This window comes from Nocardioides sp. B-3 (assembly GCF_024703895.1).
Taxonomy (GTDB): Bacteria; Actinomycetota; Actinomycetes; order Propionibacteriales; family Nocardioidaceae; genus Nocardioides.
Window position 1 is genome coordinate 2,950,941 of sequence record NZ_CP087968.1, and the last position, 14,483, is coordinate 2,965,423.

16 protein-coding genes, 4 pseudogenes and 1 riboswitch are annotated in these 14,483 nt (G+C 71.7%); of the genes and pseudogenes, 12 read left to right on the forward strand and 8 right to left on the reverse strand.

Features of this window, described 5'->3' with window-relative positions; genetic code table 11:
• Positions 1–5 precede the first annotated feature (5 nt).
• From LP418_RS33920 to LP418_RS19665, 5 genes and pseudogenes are all read right to left on the reverse strand, one after another.
• Positions 6–563, reverse strand: a pseudogene (locus LP418_RS33920) (zinc-binding dehydrogenase); the annotation flags it as partial.
• 61 nt (positions 564–624) lie between these two features.
• Positions 625–1,713: pseudogene (locus tag LP418_RS33925) on the reverse strand (alcohol dehydrogenase catalytic domain-containing protein); the annotation flags it as partial.
• Between the two features lie 351 nt (positions 1,714–2,064).
• Positions 2,065–2,700 (reverse strand): metal-dependent hydrolase, encoded by a 636-nt coding sequence (locus LP418_RS19655; protein ID WP_257953338.1) that lies wholly within the window; start codon positions 2,698–2,700, stop codon positions 2,065–2,067.
• Positions 2,642–2,947: a metal-dependent hydrolase gene (locus LP418_RS19660; protein WP_257953339.1), complete on the reverse strand. Its 306-nt coding sequence runs from the start codon at positions 2,945–2,947 to the stop codon at positions 2,642–2,644. The genes LP418_RS19655 and LP418_RS19660 overlap by 59 nt, the downstream gene beginning before the upstream one ends.
• The gene (locus LP418_RS19665) at positions 2,940–3,854 is read right to left on the reverse strand and encodes an alpha/beta fold hydrolase (RefSeq protein WP_257953340.1); all 915 of its coding nucleotides are present in this window, start codon (positions 3,852–3,854) and stop codon (positions 2,940–2,942) included. Before LP418_RS19665 ends, LP418_RS19660 begins: the two co-directional genes overlap by 8 nt.
• 78 nt (positions 3,855–3,932) lie before the next feature.
• Between LP418_RS19665 and LP418_RS19670 the strand changes: the two genes are divergently transcribed.
• Positions 3,933–4,634, forward strand: coding sequence for a TetR/AcrR family transcriptional regulator (locus LP418_RS19670; RefSeq protein WP_257953341.1), 702 nt, complete (start codon positions 3,933–3,935; stop codon positions 4,632–4,634).
• A 618-nt stretch (positions 4,635–5,252) separates the two neighbouring features.
• Here the strand turns inward: LP418_RS19670 and LP418_RS19675 are convergent.
• The 3 genes and pseudogenes from LP418_RS19675 to LP418_RS19685 form a co-directional block, all read right to left on the reverse strand.
• Entirely contained in the window at positions 5,253–5,897 is a 645-nt protein-coding gene (locus tag LP418_RS19675; RefSeq protein WP_257953342.1) for a response regulator, read from the reverse strand.
• Between the two features lie 460 nt (positions 5,898–6,357).
• Positions 6,358–7,065, reverse strand: a pseudogene (locus LP418_RS33930) (histidine kinase); the annotation flags it as partial.
• Positions 6,983–7,495, reverse strand: a complete 513-nt coding sequence (locus LP418_RS19685; RefSeq protein ID WP_257953344.1) for a hypothetical protein — start codon at positions 7,493–7,495, stop codon at positions 6,983–6,985. The pseudogene LP418_RS33930 and the gene LP418_RS19685, both read right to left, overlap by 83 nt.
• 55 nt (positions 7,496–7,550) lie before the next feature.
• On the opposite strand from LP418_RS19685, the gene LP418_RS19690 reads away from it, so the two are divergent.
• The 11 genes and pseudogenes from LP418_RS19690 (at position 7,551) to LP418_RS19740 (ending at position 14,436) form a co-directional block, all read left to right on the forward strand.
• Positions 7,551–8,051: a hypothetical protein gene (locus LP418_RS19690; protein ID WP_257953345.1), complete on the forward strand. Its 501-nt coding sequence runs from the start codon at positions 7,551–7,553 to the stop codon at positions 8,049–8,051.
• 73 nt (positions 8,052–8,124) lie between these two features.
• Positions 8,125–8,457 (forward strand): hypothetical protein, encoded by a 333-nt coding sequence (locus LP418_RS19695; RefSeq protein WP_257953346.1) that lies wholly within the window; start codon positions 8,125–8,127, stop codon positions 8,455–8,457.
• On the forward strand, positions 8,454–9,179 hold the full coding sequence (locus LP418_RS19700; protein ID WP_257953347.1) for a hypothetical protein: 726 nt from the start codon (positions 8,454–8,456) through the stop codon (positions 9,177–9,179). Before LP418_RS19695 ends, LP418_RS19700 begins: the two co-directional genes overlap by 4 nt.
• 2 nt (positions 9,180–9,181) lie before the next feature.
• Positions 9,182–9,383, forward strand: a riboswitch (cobalamin riboswitch).
• 121 nt (positions 9,384–9,504) lie between these two features.
• Positions 9,505–9,756 carry a hypothetical protein gene (locus LP418_RS19705; protein WP_257953348.1) on the forward strand — a complete coding sequence of 84 codons (252 nt, stop codon included), beginning with the start codon at positions 9,505–9,507 and terminating at the stop codon, positions 9,754–9,756.
• Complete coding sequence (locus tag LP418_RS19710) at positions 9,753–10,256, forward strand: hypothetical protein (RefSeq protein ID WP_257953349.1); 504 nt, start codon at positions 9,753–9,755, stop codon at positions 10,254–10,256. The genes LP418_RS19705 and LP418_RS19710 overlap by 4 nt, the downstream gene beginning before the upstream one ends.
• Positions 10,253–10,537: a precorrin-8X methylmutase gene (locus tag LP418_RS33935; RefSeq protein WP_257953350.1), complete on the forward strand. Its 285-nt coding sequence runs from the start codon at positions 10,253–10,255 to the stop codon at positions 10,535–10,537. Before LP418_RS19710 ends, LP418_RS33935 begins: the two co-directional genes overlap by 4 nt.
• A pseudogene (locus LP418_RS33940) lies at positions 10,519–10,925 on the forward strand (precorrin-8X methylmutase). Before LP418_RS33935 ends, LP418_RS33940 begins: the two are co-directional and overlap by 19 nt.
• A complete protein-coding gene (gene cobJ / locus LP418_RS19725; protein ID WP_257953351.1) occupies positions 10,922–12,442 on the forward strand; it encodes a precorrin-3B C(17)-methyltransferase in 1,521 nt (506 codons plus the stop codon). The pseudogene LP418_RS33940 and the gene cobJ overlap by 4 nt, the downstream one beginning before the upstream one ends.
• Complete coding sequence (locus LP418_RS19730) at positions 12,439–13,191, forward strand: cobalt-precorrin-4/precorrin-4 C(11)-methyltransferase (protein ID WP_257953352.1); 753 nt, start codon at positions 12,439–12,441, stop codon at positions 13,189–13,191. Before cobJ ends, LP418_RS19730 begins: the two co-directional genes overlap by 4 nt.
• Positions 13,188–13,841: a 5,6-dimethylbenzimidazole synthase gene (bluB, locus tag LP418_RS19735; RefSeq protein WP_257953353.1), complete on the forward strand. Its 654-nt coding sequence runs from the start codon at positions 13,188–13,190 to the stop codon at positions 13,839–13,841. The genes LP418_RS19730 and bluB overlap by 4 nt, the downstream gene beginning before the upstream one ends.
• A 10-nt stretch (positions 13,842–13,851) precedes the next feature.
• On the forward strand, positions 13,852–14,436 hold the full coding sequence (locus LP418_RS19740; protein WP_257953354.1) for a hypothetical protein: 585 nt from the start codon (positions 13,852–13,854) through the stop codon (positions 14,434–14,436).
• Positions 14,437–14,483 lie beyond the last annotated feature (47 nt).

Sequence of the window (14,483 nt, forward strand, 5' to 3'; positions counted from 1 at the left end):
CGCAGGTCGATCTCCTTGTTGATCGCGATCGCCGGCCGGATCGAGTCGCTGCCCATGCACACCCCGACGACGACCACCCGGGAGTGGATGGGCACGCTGGCGATCACCCGGGTCGATGATGCCGGGCACGCCGACACACTCGAAGACCACCGGACCCCCGGGGCATGGCGCCGAGCCTCTCGGCGGCCGCCATCGCGGTCCACCACGGCAGCAGGGGCACCGAGCGGAGCTTGGTCATCGAGTCGACCGCCGAGGTCGAACAGTCCGGCCGCGGTGATGAACTTCCCGCGGGCATCGGCGGCGGCGTACGGCGAATCGCTGGTCGGGTCGACCACGACGTCGGCGCCGCACCGGGCGGCGAGCGCCCGGCGACCGGGGGAGAGGTCGCTGGCGATCACGGTCCGCACGCCCGAGGCCTTGAGCATGGAGATCACGGCCAGACCGATGGGGCCGCAGCCGATCACGACGGCAACCCGGCCCTTGCCGACCTCGGCCGCGGCGTACGGCGTGCAGGGCGACCGCCATGGGTTCGGTGAGCGCAGCCTTGTCGGAGGCAAGCCCATTGGGGACAGGCATGGCCAGTGCCGCCCGGACGACGACCCGTTCGGCGAACCCGCCGGGCGCGTGCGGCGACAGCCCGGTGGTGTGCACGGCCCCGGCGGTGCGCAGGATCGGCATTGCGACGACCCGGGTGCCCACCATGAGCTCCTTGCTCGTCCCGGGTCCGTGGTCGATGACCTCGCCGCAGAACTCGTGCCCGAAGACGACCGAGTCGTGCGCGCGCATGAAACCGTCGTAGCCGCTCGCCGCGGCCGCCGCGGCCATCTCGTCGGCGTGGTGGCGGGCGTGCAGGTCGGACCCGCAGATGCCGCAGTGGTGCACGTCGAGCAACAGGTGACCTCGACCCGGCACGGGTGTCGGGAGGTCGGTGACCCGGAGCTCGGTGTCCCGGCAGACGACGGCCTTCATCGTTTCTCCTCGGGGATCGCGGTGCTGGGGAGGTGGAGGTCGGCGCGGACGACGAGCCGGTCGCCGGCAGCCCGCGAGACGCAGGGGAGCAGGCAGCCGGCGTCGCGCTCGGCGGCGGTCAGGGAGCCGTCGCGGTGGTCGGCCTCGCCGTCGACGACGGTGAGCTTGCAGGTGCCGCAGAAGCCTCTGCGACACGAGTAGGGGATTCCCGGATAGGTCTCGGCGAGCACGTCGAGGGCCGACCGGTCGGCCGGGATCTCGAACACCTCGCCGGTGTTCGCCAGCTCCAGCGTGAACGCCCGGCCGTCGATGACCGGGGGGAGCGGAGAACCGTTCGGAGTGGAGCTCGACGTCGGTTCTGCCGCGCAGGCCACGGCGCAGCAGGTCGATCATCGGTACGGGCCCGCAGCAGTAGACGGCCGTTGCGTCGTCGACGCCGGCCAGCAGGTGCTCGGCCGTGGGATGCCCGTCGACCTCGTCGGTGCGGACGCTGACGCGATCGCCGTACGGCGCCAGCTCGTCCGGGAAGGGCAGGGTGTCGCGGCGACGGCCGACATAGACCATCGTCCACTCGACACCCGGGGCGTCGGCGAGACGCAGCATCGGCAGGATCGGGGTGATGCCGATGCCGCCGGCGACGAAGTGCAGGCGCTCGGCCGGTGAGCCGTGGCCGGGCAGGGCGAGCGGGAAGGCGTTGCGGGGCCGACTGACCCGCAGGCTCGCGCCCACCGGAAGGTCGTGCATCTCGACGGAGCCGCCGAGGCCGTCAGGGATCCGTCTGACCGCGATGCGATAGGACGTCCGCTCGGCAGGGTCGCCGCAGAGGGAGTACTGCCGCTTGCGTCCCGACGGCAGGTGGACGTCGAGGTGCGCGCCGGGGCGCCACGTCGGCAGCCGGGCGCCGTCGGGGGATGCCGGGCGGAAGCTGACCACGTCCCGGTCGGTGGCCACGACGGTGCGCTCCGTGACGGCCAGCTCGAGCCGGAGTGGTGCGGGGCGCGTGGTCGCCGGGACCTCGGAGGGCCCGATCCCGGTCCACACCTTGCTGAGCAGCTCGGCCGCGTCCGAGCAACGGGTCGAGGGACTTCGTCGCCATCAGCCGGCCGCGCGGGCCGCGGGGCTCTTCGCCGGGTAGGCGACGGCCTGAGCGGTGCTGCCGAGCCACTCGGGCGTGAAACGCGGGTGCAGACCCGGGAGCGCGCTCCAGCCGATCCGGCGCACGGACGGCAAGGTGCCACGGTGGCCGCTGCGCAGGAACTCGAACCAGATGCGGGCGTAGCTGTGGTCGGGCAGGTCGGGGTCCCGGCGGACCGGGTCGTGACCCGCGCGGGCGATCAGCAGCAGGACGCCGACGTAGGCGACGACGACCGAGGCGGCCCGCTGGGGATAGCTGACGCCGAAGTACTCCGCGACGTCGTGGGCCACCATTCGGTGCTCGACCTCCTCGGCGCCGTGCCAGCGGAAGAGGTCCAGCACGACCGGGTCGGCCTCGAACTTCTCCAACGGGGTCGACAGCACCCAGTCGCCGAGCAACGCGGTGAACGTCTCGATGCCACCGATCAGCGCGAGCCGGGCCACGAGGTGCTTGTGCCGGGCTGCCGCGGTCGGGAGGTTGCGCGGGCCGAGCATCTCTCGGAAGACGCGCTCGGCGACGGCCACCATCGCAGCGGTGTCATAGCCGCGCGCCCGGAACAGGTCGCCGAGGACCTCGTCGTGCGCCCGGGCGTGCATGGCCTCTCCGGCCGATGAAACCGCGCACCGCCTCGCGCAGCTCCTCGTCCTCGATCAGCGGCAGTGCCTCGTTGAAGGTCTCGCAGAACCAGCGCTCACCCTCGGGCAGCAAGAAGTTGATCGCGCTGATGAGGTGGGAGGCGAACGCGTCCTTGGCGATCCACTGCACCGGAGTGCGGCTCACGTCGAAGACGACGTTGCGCGCGTGCAGGGCGACGACTCCGGGGTCGGTGACCTTCTCAGGCATCCTTGCCTCCTCGGGCGTGGACGTAGGTCGTGACCGGGTCGGCGACGAGCTGGGGATCGCTGACCGGCAGCCAGTGCCCTCGATCCGGGTCGATGCGGGTGAGGTCGACACTCCAGTCGGCAGCGTCGGCGAACATCGACGGCTTCATCGCGATGTCCCCGGAGCTGACGACGAGCTGCACCGGCACCGCGCTTCGACGAGGTTTCGGATGGAGCAGGCGCTGCACCATGTTGGCGCGATAGAGCCGGACGCCCGCGACCATGTCGTCGGTGAGGGTCGCGGCGGGCTCGGGAGCGTCGATCCCTTCCGTGGCCTTGAAGAGACGTGGCCAGACCCGGCGGCCGACGACCGGCAGCAGCGCTTCCGGAAGCCCGGGAGTCAGGAAGAAGTAGATGTACGACGACTTGGCGGCCCGGTGCGCGAGCGTGGCGAGGTTGCGCGGCGTGGGGCGCTTGGCGAGTCCGCGCAGCCAGAGCGTCGCGTGGTCGAGACTCGGTCCCGAGATCGACGTGAAGCTGGCGAACCACTGGGCTGCATCGGGGCGGCAGACGGCCTCCCACAGCTGGATCGAGCCCCAGTCGTGGGCCACCGGGTGGACGGGCAGGTCGGGGCTCACCGCCCGGGCGACGGCGACGACGTCGTCGGCGAGCAGGTCGAGGGTGAACTGCTCGCTGGATCCCGGAAGCGGCGAGGCGCCGTGGCCACGGGTGTCGTAGGTGACGACGTGGAAGCTCGCGGCGAGCAGGGACACGACGCCGTCCCAGACGGCGTGGGTGTCCGGCCAGCCGTGCACCAGCAGGACGGTCTCCGACGAGGGATCGCCGTGCTCGAACACCGCGAGACGAGCGTCTCCGCTGATGACAAAGCTCGAAGCGGTGCGGGGCTCGGCCTGACGCGTGCGATCCATGGTCTCCCACTTTCACAGTTCATCTGAACAGTCAACGTAGTATGGCACCCGACCGAACGCTGACAATTGGGATGGGGCATGACGGACGTCACACGGGCAGCACAGCGCGAGGCGACGCGCCGGGCGATGCTCGACGCCGCCGTCACGCTGGTGTGTGCCGAAGGGTTGGCTGCGGTCACCACGCGCCGCGTCGCCCGTGTCGTGAACGTGTCCCAGAGTGCGGTGATGTACCACTTCTCGACCCGCCAGGCGCTGCACGCGGCGGCGGTGGCCCAGCTCGCCGAGGGCATCGAGCGCGAGGCACGCGCCTCGGTCCAGGGCGCTGCTGGGCGAGCCGGGCTTCGACTCGGAACGGATGTTGGAGCTCGCGTGGCGGATCTTCGCGACCCCCGGGCGCTGGCCGTCGCCCAACTGTGGATGGCGGCCGGTGCCGAACCGGCCTACGTCCGGACCGTCCGCGACCCGGAGCTGATGATCGTCGAGCTCGGCCCGGAGTCGGTCCGGCCGATCTCCCACCGCTTCGAGGACGAGGCGGCGGTTTTCGCGTTCGTCGACAGCGTCTTCTCCGTGATCCGCGGCCTGATCATCTCGGTGCCGGTGTGGGGGATGGCAGCCATCGAGGCCCGCTGGCAGGGGAGCAAGCAGATCCTCCTCAGGCTGGTGCCCCCGGACCACGCAGGGCTCGCTGGGCGCGATCCAGGGTCCCAGCCCCACTGCGCCGCCAGCGAGGGAGCAGACGTGATCCGGGCCATCCAGCCGGAGTGGGCCTCGGCCCACTGACCAGCGGGTACGCCGTACGCCTCCGCGACAGCGTCGAAGCCGCTCGTCAGGGAGTGCACGTGGATGTGCGCGCACACCGCGATGTACTGCGCCCGTGGTTACTCCGTTGACGGGCTGCATCAGCGGATCGGTGAGGGGTAGCCCGGCCGGCGGGGGCGGCGGGTCCGACGGCGAGAAGAGGTCCTTGACCGGGGCCGGGAGCTGTGTGACGCCGTCGAGGTCGAAGTCGTTGGTCCACGCCGCATGCCGCTTCCCGGCCTCGTCGAAGCGCGGGGAGAGCTCGTCGCCGAGGCCTCCTCCCGCGAGCCGGGGTCGGAGCCGGACCGTTACCCGGGTCCGCACCGGTCGGTCGCCGGCGCTCGTGTCGTCGGACGAGCCCATCACCACGGCCCGCACGCTGCCGCTGCCGCCCAGCAGCCGGTCGACCGCAGGCTGCCGAGTGGGGTTGAGGATCGTCGGCTCGGGCACCTCGCCGGCGCTGCCGAAGGTGGTCGACCCGTCGGCCTGCGGCATCGCCTCCCGGATGCCTGCGGTCATGGCCCCGGCTGCGCTGACGCCCTGCTTGATGAACTTGTCGATTCCCACGCGCGAGACGCTACGCACGGAGGGCCACGCCCGCTAGCGCGATCGTCCGAGCCCGGCGTCGCGGGCGAGCACGATCGCCCGGCCGCGCTCGGAGAGGTCGAGCTTCGACAGGATCATCGAGACGTTGTTGGCGACCGTCTTGGGGGAGAGGAAGAGCGCGCGCCCGATCTCGACGTTCGTCAGACCCGCCGCGAGCTTGTCGAGGATCGCCCGCTCCCTGTCCGTGAGCTGCGGGAACGACACCGAAGCCGTGGGCGGTGCCCCGGCGAAGAAGGTCTGGAGTCGATGCGCGATCGCGGCCCCGAACACCGCCTGCCCGGCCGCTGCGGAGCGTGCGGCGGCGAGGATGTCCTCGCCGTCCGCGCCCTTGAGGAGATAGCCCACGGCCCCGGCGGCGACAGCGGCGTGGACCGTGTCGTCGTCCTCGAACATCGTCAGCACCAGCACCGCCGTCTCGGGGCGGGTCGCGAGGATCTCCCGGGTCGCGTCCGGGCCCGAGAGGACCGGCAGCTGCAGGTCCATCAGGATCACGTCGGGCTCGACGTCGGTGGCCAGCTCGACCGCGGCACGACCGTCGGCGGCCTGTCCGACGAGCTCGATGTCGCCGGCGGAGGCCAGCACGGCCTCGAGTCCCCGGCGGACGAGCTGGTGGTCGTCGACGACGAGGACGCTGATCATGGCTTCCCTTCCGTTCGCATCGACCGGGAGAGCGGGAACTCCGCACGCAGGCCCCCACCATCCGCGGTCGGGCCGAGCTCGAGGCTCCCACCCAGCTCGGCCACGCGTTCACGCATTGCCACGATGCCGACTCCGGGCGGCCGGGGCCGATCGGCCGTGCCGTCGTCCACGACCTCGACGACGGCGGTCCCGTCGAGCGCGCACAGCCTGACCCGGCAGGCGCCTGCCTCGGGTGGCGGACGACGTTGGTGACCCCCTCGACCGCGATCCGGAACAGCGCCACCTCGATCGCGGCGGGCAGTGCGGGCAGGTCATGGGCCTCGACCTCGATCTCGATCCCGGCGCCGTCGGCCAGTCGGCGTACGTGCGCGGAGATCGCCCCGACCACACCGAGCTCGTCGAGTGCTGGCGGGCGCAGGGAGTAGACGACGGTGCGCAGGTCGGCGATGGCCCGGCTGGACGCGTCCTTCGCCCGGGCGAGGAGCGCGAGCGGATCGCCGTCGCCCTCGGTGAGCTGGGCGCGCATCGCGTCGAGGTTGAGGCCGACACTGGTCAGCAGCGGACCGAGGCCGTCGTGCAGCTCGCGCCGCAGCCGACGGCGTTCCTCCTCGCGAGCCTCGACGATGCGTTGGCGGGAGGCCGCGAGGTCCGCGGTAAGTGCTTCGGCATGCACGGCGGCGCCCGCCTGCCCGGCCAGCTCCGCCAGTACGGCGCGGTCCCGCTCGTCCAGCGTTGCCTCGCCCCGTCGCGACGCGGCCACGAGAGTGCCGACGTCCGTCCCCCGGGGACACCAGCGGCCAGCGGCCGAGCCCGGCACTGCCGGGCTGCGCTTCGCCGCACGCGGCCGGGACCGAGCCGTCGCCGGGGCGCTCGATGGCGACGTGCAGGGAGCCGCAACGACTCCGCGACCGTGGTGACCACCGTGGTCAGCACGGTGCCCGGTGCGGCCACGGCATCGAGGCGTCGGCTCAGGTCGCTCAGTGCCCGGTAGGGGTCGCTGCGGTGACCGTAGAAGAGCTCGTCCACCGGGTGCTGACTGCGGCGCAGAGCCGGTCCGAGGACGAGGGCGGTGATCACCGCGGCCGTCACCGGGCCGATGCGTTCGCCCGCGACCGCGGCGACACCGACGGCCGGGGGCCGCGAAGACCCCCGAGACGAGCACGGTCACGAGAAGGTAGGCGGCGGACCGTCGGATGATGCTGTCGATCGCCCACAGCCGGTAGCGCACGATCGGGATGACCAGCGTCGCGGTGAACAGCAGCCCGTCGGCGAGGTTGACCGCGAGGGGCAGCGCCTCGGTGATCGCGAGGGGGAACAGCACCAGCGCCAGCACGACCCCGAACGCGCCAACGCAGCTGGTCGCGCTCGATGCCCGTGGCCGTCCGGGCGAGGCGCACGATGCGGAGGCCGGCGATCAGCCCCACCGGGATCACGAGCGGGACGGCCACGATGAGGCCGGAGGCGACGTCTCCCAGCACCGTCCCCTCGGTCAGCGGGTTGCCGATCGTCGTCGCGGACCCGTCGGCACGGGTGAGCTCGACGGCCGAGTCGCCGAGCAGTCCGGCGAGCAGGCCGAGCACGATCCCGGTGACGAGCAACCGGTCCAGGATCCGGCCGAACCGCGAGGTGACCCGGCCGCTCGGGAAGCGGACGTTGACCGGGCCCCTGGACGGCGACCGGCAGGAACTGCACCGTCCCGAGCAGGCAGGCGTACTGCAGCAGCGGGCTGTCCGTGCCGCTCCGGCTGAGTGCGGCGTAGGACTGCGAGGCGCCTGCGACACCGACCGCGACGACGGCAGCGCAGCCCGACAGCAACCAGCCGAAGGGGAGATCCGGGCGGCGTACGACGAGGAACGCGCCGACGAGGGCATAGGGCACGACGTAGGCAAGGGTCGTCGCGTACTCGGCCACCCGGTTCCGGGGCGCCTCGTGCGGCTGCGCCAGCGCGAGCAGCGTCAGGGCGACCCCGACCGCAGCGACGGCCAGCAGCACGGAAGCCGCGGGCACCGGGTGGGTGCGCGGCGACCACCTGCGCTCGGTCCTCACGGTGCTGTTCACGATGCCCCAACCCTGACCGGTCCCCGGGAGCGGCGCAATGGATCGGCGTTCCCGGGCGTCGGGAGGATCGCCCGACCTCACGGGATCTCCGCGTGATGTCCGACCCTGTCGGCGGGAACGGTCGCGGGCCGACCATCAGGTCACCAACCACCACTGTCAGGAGAACACCGTGAACTTCCTTCGCATGCTGTGCATCGTCCCGCTCACGCTCATCTCGCTGCTCAACGTCGGCTACCCCTTCGGGACGTCGCCCGACGAGGCACTCTCCGTCGCGGCCGTGGCCCCGGGCCTCGCCGGGTTCGTCGCCGCATTCGGTCTGGCCCGCAGCGCCGGCTGGGGCGTCCCGGCCGCGCTCACCGTGGGTGCCCTCAACGTCGTGGGTGCGATCGCCGCTCTGGCCTCCGACGCGGAGGGCGCTCTCGTCGGCGTGGTGATCAGCTCGCTGGCCCTCGCGATGGCATTCGTCGCCGGCGTGGACGGTCGCAAGGTGGCGTCGGCATGAGCCCCGCGACCGACCGGGCAGCGCGCACCGGACGGGAACCCGTCGCACCGCCACGAGACAGGCGTGGCTTCTGGCGCATCCTGCTCGCGATCGTCGTGCTGCTGCCGATGCCGGCCAAGGCCGTCTACTACTTCCTGACCCCGGTCGCCGGCGACGTCACGTTCGAGGAGTCGGTGACCTCGCTCGAGGCGCACTCCGGGATGCTGGAAGCCCTCAAGTGGTTCGACGCGGTCTTCGTGGTCCTCGTCATCCCGGCCACCATCGCCGTGGCGTGGGTCGCCCGCCGAGGCGCGCCACGCCTCACCGCGATCGGCGGCTTCATCGCCCTGTCGGGCTTCTTCGCCGGCATCGCCCTGCTCGGTGGCGTGATGACCCCACCACTGGTCACCGTTCAGCACGATCTCGACCGCACCTCGATGGCGGCTCTCGACGAGGCGCTGCACCACGAGCCGCTGCTCGGGATCGCGTCGCTGCTGTTCATCGTCGGGGTGGTCTTCGGGCTGGGTCTGCTCGGTGAGGCACTGCGCAGGAGCGGGGCCGTGCCCGCCCGGGTCGGCATCGCAGTGACGATCGGCGGTGCGACCCACCCGTTCATCCCGCACCACGTCGGGCAGGGGATCGGCCTGCTCGTGGCCGCCGCCGGCTTCGCAGGCGTCGGAGTCGCGCTGCTGCGCATGACGAACGACGAGTTCGACCTTCCCGCACGAGCCGCCGGGAGCTGACGCGATACCCTGCTACCGCCAGTCGTACTCCCACGTGGAGTCAGGGAACCCGGTGCGAATCCGGGACTGACGCGCAGCGGTGAGGGTGACGGGCGGAGCACGCCGCCTCCGACGGAGGTGGCAGCCACTGGAGCCAGTCTCCGGGAAGGCGCCCCGGCCCGATTGATCCCGAGTCCGAAGACCTGCTGGCCCTAGCGGCAATCGCCGCCAGGTCATCACGGCCCCGCGCACGGGCCCGGACCAGATCGGCTCCCAGCAATGTCCACTCGAACGCGAGGCGACCTCTGCCCGGGCGTGCTCCGGCCCCCGGTCGGCGACCGACGGGATGCTCGTCCGGCTCCGGCTGATCGGCGGGCTCGTGTCGTCGGCGTCGCTGCAGGCGCTGGCCGACGTCGCCGAGGAGTACGGCGACGGGCGCGTGCACCTCACCTCGCGCGCCAACCTCCAGCTGCGGGCGCTGCCGGGCTCGGGCTCGGCCCTCTCGTCGGAGGTGCTGGCCGCGATCGAGGCGACCGGGCTGCTGCCGACGCGCAGCCACGAGCTGATCCGCAACGTGATGGTGTCGCTTCGGGCGTGAAGGCGGCCTCGTCGACCTCCGGGCTGTTGCTGCGCGCCTCGACGAGCTCCTGTGTGCCGATCCTCTCCTCGGCGTCGCTGCCCGGGCGGTTCCTGTTCGTGCTCGACGACGGACGCGGCGACCTGATCGACCGCGGTTGCGACCTCGGGCTCGTCGCGCTCTCCTCGTCGTCGGTGCAGCTCCGGGTCGGGGCCTGCTTCGGCCCGGTCGTCCCGGTCTCCGAGGCGGCGGCCGCGCTCGCGGAGCTGGCTCACGCGTTCGCCGTACGACGCGGACGTGGGCCTGCTGCGCCGTGGCACGTGGCCGAGCTCCCCGAGCCGCTCGTGCCTGCCGTCGCTCCGGATCCACGGCTGCCGTCGCCAGCACCCGCACTGCCGTTCGGTGACCGGCATCTCGAGTTCCCCGACGGCCTCGATCGCGATGCGGTCCTGACGCTGCCCACTGCCACTCTCGTCGTCACTCCGTGGCGCGGAATCCTGATCCCCGAGGAGACCCCATGAACATCGTGGACCTGCGCCGCCCGCGCCGGCGCTACGACTACGTCGACGTCGGCCCGGACATCTATCTCGACTCGTTCGCCACGATCCGGCGCGAGGCCGACCTCGGCGCCGTGCCCGCCGACGCGGAGAAGCTCGCGGTGCGGATGATCCACGGCAGCGGCCGGGTCGACCTCGCCGCAGACCTCGTCATCCACCCCGGCCTGATCGCAGCGGCGCGTGCATGGCGCTGGAGGCCGGCGCGCCGATGCTCTGCGACGCCACCATGGTCGCGACCGGCGTGACGCGCGCGCGACTGCCGCGGGACAACGAGGTGCTGTGCTTCCTCAACGACCCGCGGGTGCCCGACTGGCGCGTGCCCGGCGGACGACCCGCACGGCCGCCGCCGTCTCGCTGTGGGAGCCGCATCTCGAGGGCGCGGTCGTGGCGATCGGCAACGCGCCGACGGCGCTCTTCCACCTGCTGGAGCTGGTGCTCGACGGCGGTCCGCGACCGGCCGCGATCGTCGGCTGCCCGGTCGGCTTCATCGGCGCCGCCGAGTCCAAGGAGGCGCTCGCTTCGTTTGCGGTCGAGCACGGGATCGACATCCCGTTCGTCACCGTCCGGGGTCGTCGCGGCGGCTCGGCGATGACCTCGTCCGCCCTCAACGCACTGGCCCGGGAGGAAGAATGACTGGCAAGTTCACCGTCGTCGGGATCGGCCCGGGTGACCCGGAGCTGATGACGATCAAGGCGGCCCGGCTCATCGCCGCCGCCGACGTCGTGGCCTACCACGCAGGTGTCAGCAAGCAGTCGCATGCTCGCCGGATCGCAGCCGATCTCATCCCGACGGACGCTGTCGAGGAGGAGCTCCGCTACCCGGTCACGACCGGGACCACCGAGCACCCGGGCGGGTATGTCGGGGCGATGGCCGACTTCTACGAGTCCTGCGCCGTCCGGTTGGCGGTTCACCTCGACGCCGGCCGCGACGTGGTCCTGCTCGCCGAGGGCGACCCGCTCTTCTACGGCTCGTCCATGTACCTCCACGACCGCTTCGGCGAGGTCTACGACACCGAGGTGGTGCCGGGGGTGCCAGCCTTCGCAGCGGCCACCGCCACGATCTCGACGCCACTGGTGCGCCAGTCCGACGTGCTCACGGTCCTGCCCGGGACGCTGCCCGAGCCCGAGCTCGCGCGTCGGCTGGCCGACACGGACGCGGCCATCATCATGAAGCTCGGCCGCACGTTCCCGGCAGTTCGCTCGGCGCTCGAGCAGGCTGGTCGTCTCGACGGTGCGTGGTACGTCGAGCGGGCGTCCCAGCCGGAGGAACGCTGGCTGCCCGTCGCGGACGTCGATCCGGAGTCCGTCCCCTACTTCTCGCTCGTGGTCGTGCCCGGCGACACCGCACATCGCCCGAGTGCCTCCCGCCTGCGGAACTCGGCCCCGGCGGTTGAGGAAGGCGCGCTAGCGCCTGTCACGAAGCCCCGGACCCTGCTCGTCGTGGGCCTCGGTCCGGGTCCCGACGGTTGGCTGACGCCGGAGGTCTCGGCGGCGTTGGCCGACGTCGACCACGTCGTCGGCTACGCGCCGTACGTCTCGCGAGTCCCTCAGCGTCTTGGCTTGACGCGGCACGCGTCGGGCAACACCGTCGAGGTGGACCGGGCGCGGTTCGCGCTCGACCTCGCGCTCGCGGGCGAGAAGGTGGCCGTCGTGTCCGGGGGCGACGCCGGGGTCTTCGGGATGGCGGCCGCGGTCTTCGAGGCGGCCGACGACTCGACGTACGCCGATGTGTCGATCCGCGTCCTGCCCGGAGTCAGCGCCGTGCAGGCCGTGGCGGCGCGGGCCGGTGCCCCGATCGGTGGCGACTTCGCGGTGATGTCGCTCTCGGACCGGCTCAAGCCGTGGTCGGTCGTCGAGCGACGGTTGCGCGCGATCGCCGAGGCCGACCTCGTGCTCGCGATCTACAACCCGGCGTCGCGCTCGCGGACGTCGCAGGTGGCGACCGCCCGGGACGTGCTGCTGGAGCACCGCAAGCCCGACACGGTGGTCGTCGTCGGTCGCGACATCGGCCGCGCCGAGGAGTCGCTGACCGTCACCACGCTGGCCGAGCTCGATCCGGACAGCATCGACATGAAGTGCCTGCTGATCATCGGCGCCTCCGGCACACGCATCAGCCCGGCGGGCGTCTGGACGCCGAGGTACGTCTCGTGACCGTGCACTTCGTCGGGGCCGGCCCCGGTGCCGCGGACCTGCTGACCGTGCGCGCGACGCGGATGCTGGGCGCGGCCGACGTGGTGCTCTACCCGGGCTCCTACCTCGACCCCGACGTCCTCTCGCACGTCTCCCCGTCCGCGACGCTGGTCGACACGCAGGACCTCGACCTCGACCAGATCGTGTCCCGGCTCGTTGAGGCGCACGCTGTCGGACATGACGTCGTCCGGCTGGCCTCCGGCGACCTGTCCATCTACTCCGCGCTCTCCGAGCAGACCCGCCGCCTCGATGAAGCCGGCGTGCCGTGGGACGTGACGCCCGGCGTGCCGGCCTACGCAGCCGCGGCCGCGCTCCTCGGTCGCGAGCTGACGGTGCCGCTCGTTGCGCAGTCCGTCGTGCTGACGCGCACCCGGGCGCGCTCGACCGCGATGCCGTCGGGGGAGTCGCTGGCGGCCTTCGCCGCGACCGGCGCGACGCTGGTGCTGCACCTCGCGATCACGCGCACGCGTTCGCTCATGGAGGAGATCGAGGGGGAGTACGGCGCCGACTGCCCGGTCGCCGTCGTCCACCGTGCGAGCCAGCCGGACGAGGTCGTCCTGCGCGGAACCGTCGGGACCATCGCCGACCTCGTCGAGGGGGCGGGCCTGCGGATGGCCGCGGTGATCCCGGTGGGGCGCGCGCTCGACCCGTTCTCTGGTGGCGAGTCGTATCTCTACGCCCCCTCCCGTGACCGGAGCACCAAACGGTGAACGACCTCTACGACGTGATCAACCGGCGCCGCGACACGCGGCGGGAGTTCACAGGGGCGCCTGTCGATCCAGCGTCCCTCGAGCGCGTCCTGTCTGCGGCGCACTGCGCGCCGAGCGTCGGGATGAGCCAGCCGTGGGACTTCGTGCTCGTGCGATCCCGTCCCACCCTTGACTCGTTCAGATCCCATGTCGACGCCGAGCGTTCGACGTACGCCGCCTCGCTCGAGGGTGAGCGGGCCACGACCTTCGACAAGATCAAGGTCGAGGGCATCGTCGAGTCCGGGCTCGGGATCGTGGTCGGCTACGACCCGTCGCGCGGGGGACCCAACGTGCTCGGTCGTCATGCCATCGCCGACGCCGGGCTCTACTCCGTCGTCTGCGCCATCCAGAACCTCTGGCTCGCCGCGACCGCCGAGGGCCTCGGCGTCGGGTGGGTCAGTTTCTACCGCGAGGACTTCCTGCGCGACCTCGTCGGCTTCCCCGCCCACGTCCGCCCGGTGGCGTGGCTGTGCGTCGGGGCGGTCTCCGAGCTGCCGGAGGTGCCGGACCTCGAGCGATTCGGCTGGCGACATCGCTCACCGCTCAAGGGTGTCGTGCACGAGGGTCGGTACGGCGATGCGCTTACCGAGACGCAGTCCGCCCGCTTGTAGGCTCGACAGGATGGACGACAACGTGATGCGAGCGCTCCAGAAGGTGATGGCCGAACAGGCAGACCGGCCGTTCGGTGATGTCGAGTCGCAGTCTGGTCGGACTCTGCAGCCATTCAGCGTTGCCAGTCAGCAAGGCGCTACCAACCTGCTGAGCAAGGCCAGCAGGGCGCTCGATGACGGTGACCTGAACCGGGCAAAGGCTTTCATCGATCGAGCCGTGCGCCTGCCGTACGACCATCATGAACTAGCGGCTCCGGCTGCCCGGGCAGCGCACATGGAACTCTTCTGTCTTGTCACGGACACGTTGGAAGAGTGCGAGCCCGGCGACTCACGGTGGCTCGACGCCGCGCTCGTGGTGCTGTCGACGGCCGACGACGCGGCCGGCTTCGACCTGCGGGACGTCCTCATGGCCATCGATCAAGACTACGAATTGAGCTCACGGGAGCGCTCGCGGATCCGCTCTGCGGTCGCTCCGATCCCGAAGCGTGCGGAGTTGAGGGACCTCGAGCTGAGCGCGGCAGAACTGGGTGACCAAGTGATGTCCATCTTGGTCGCCTGCCGGGCCTATCGGTCAAGGGTCGACGTACCCATGTAGGACTTGTTGCCCCTCTCCATCGCATGAAGGGGCCACAAGTCCTACAC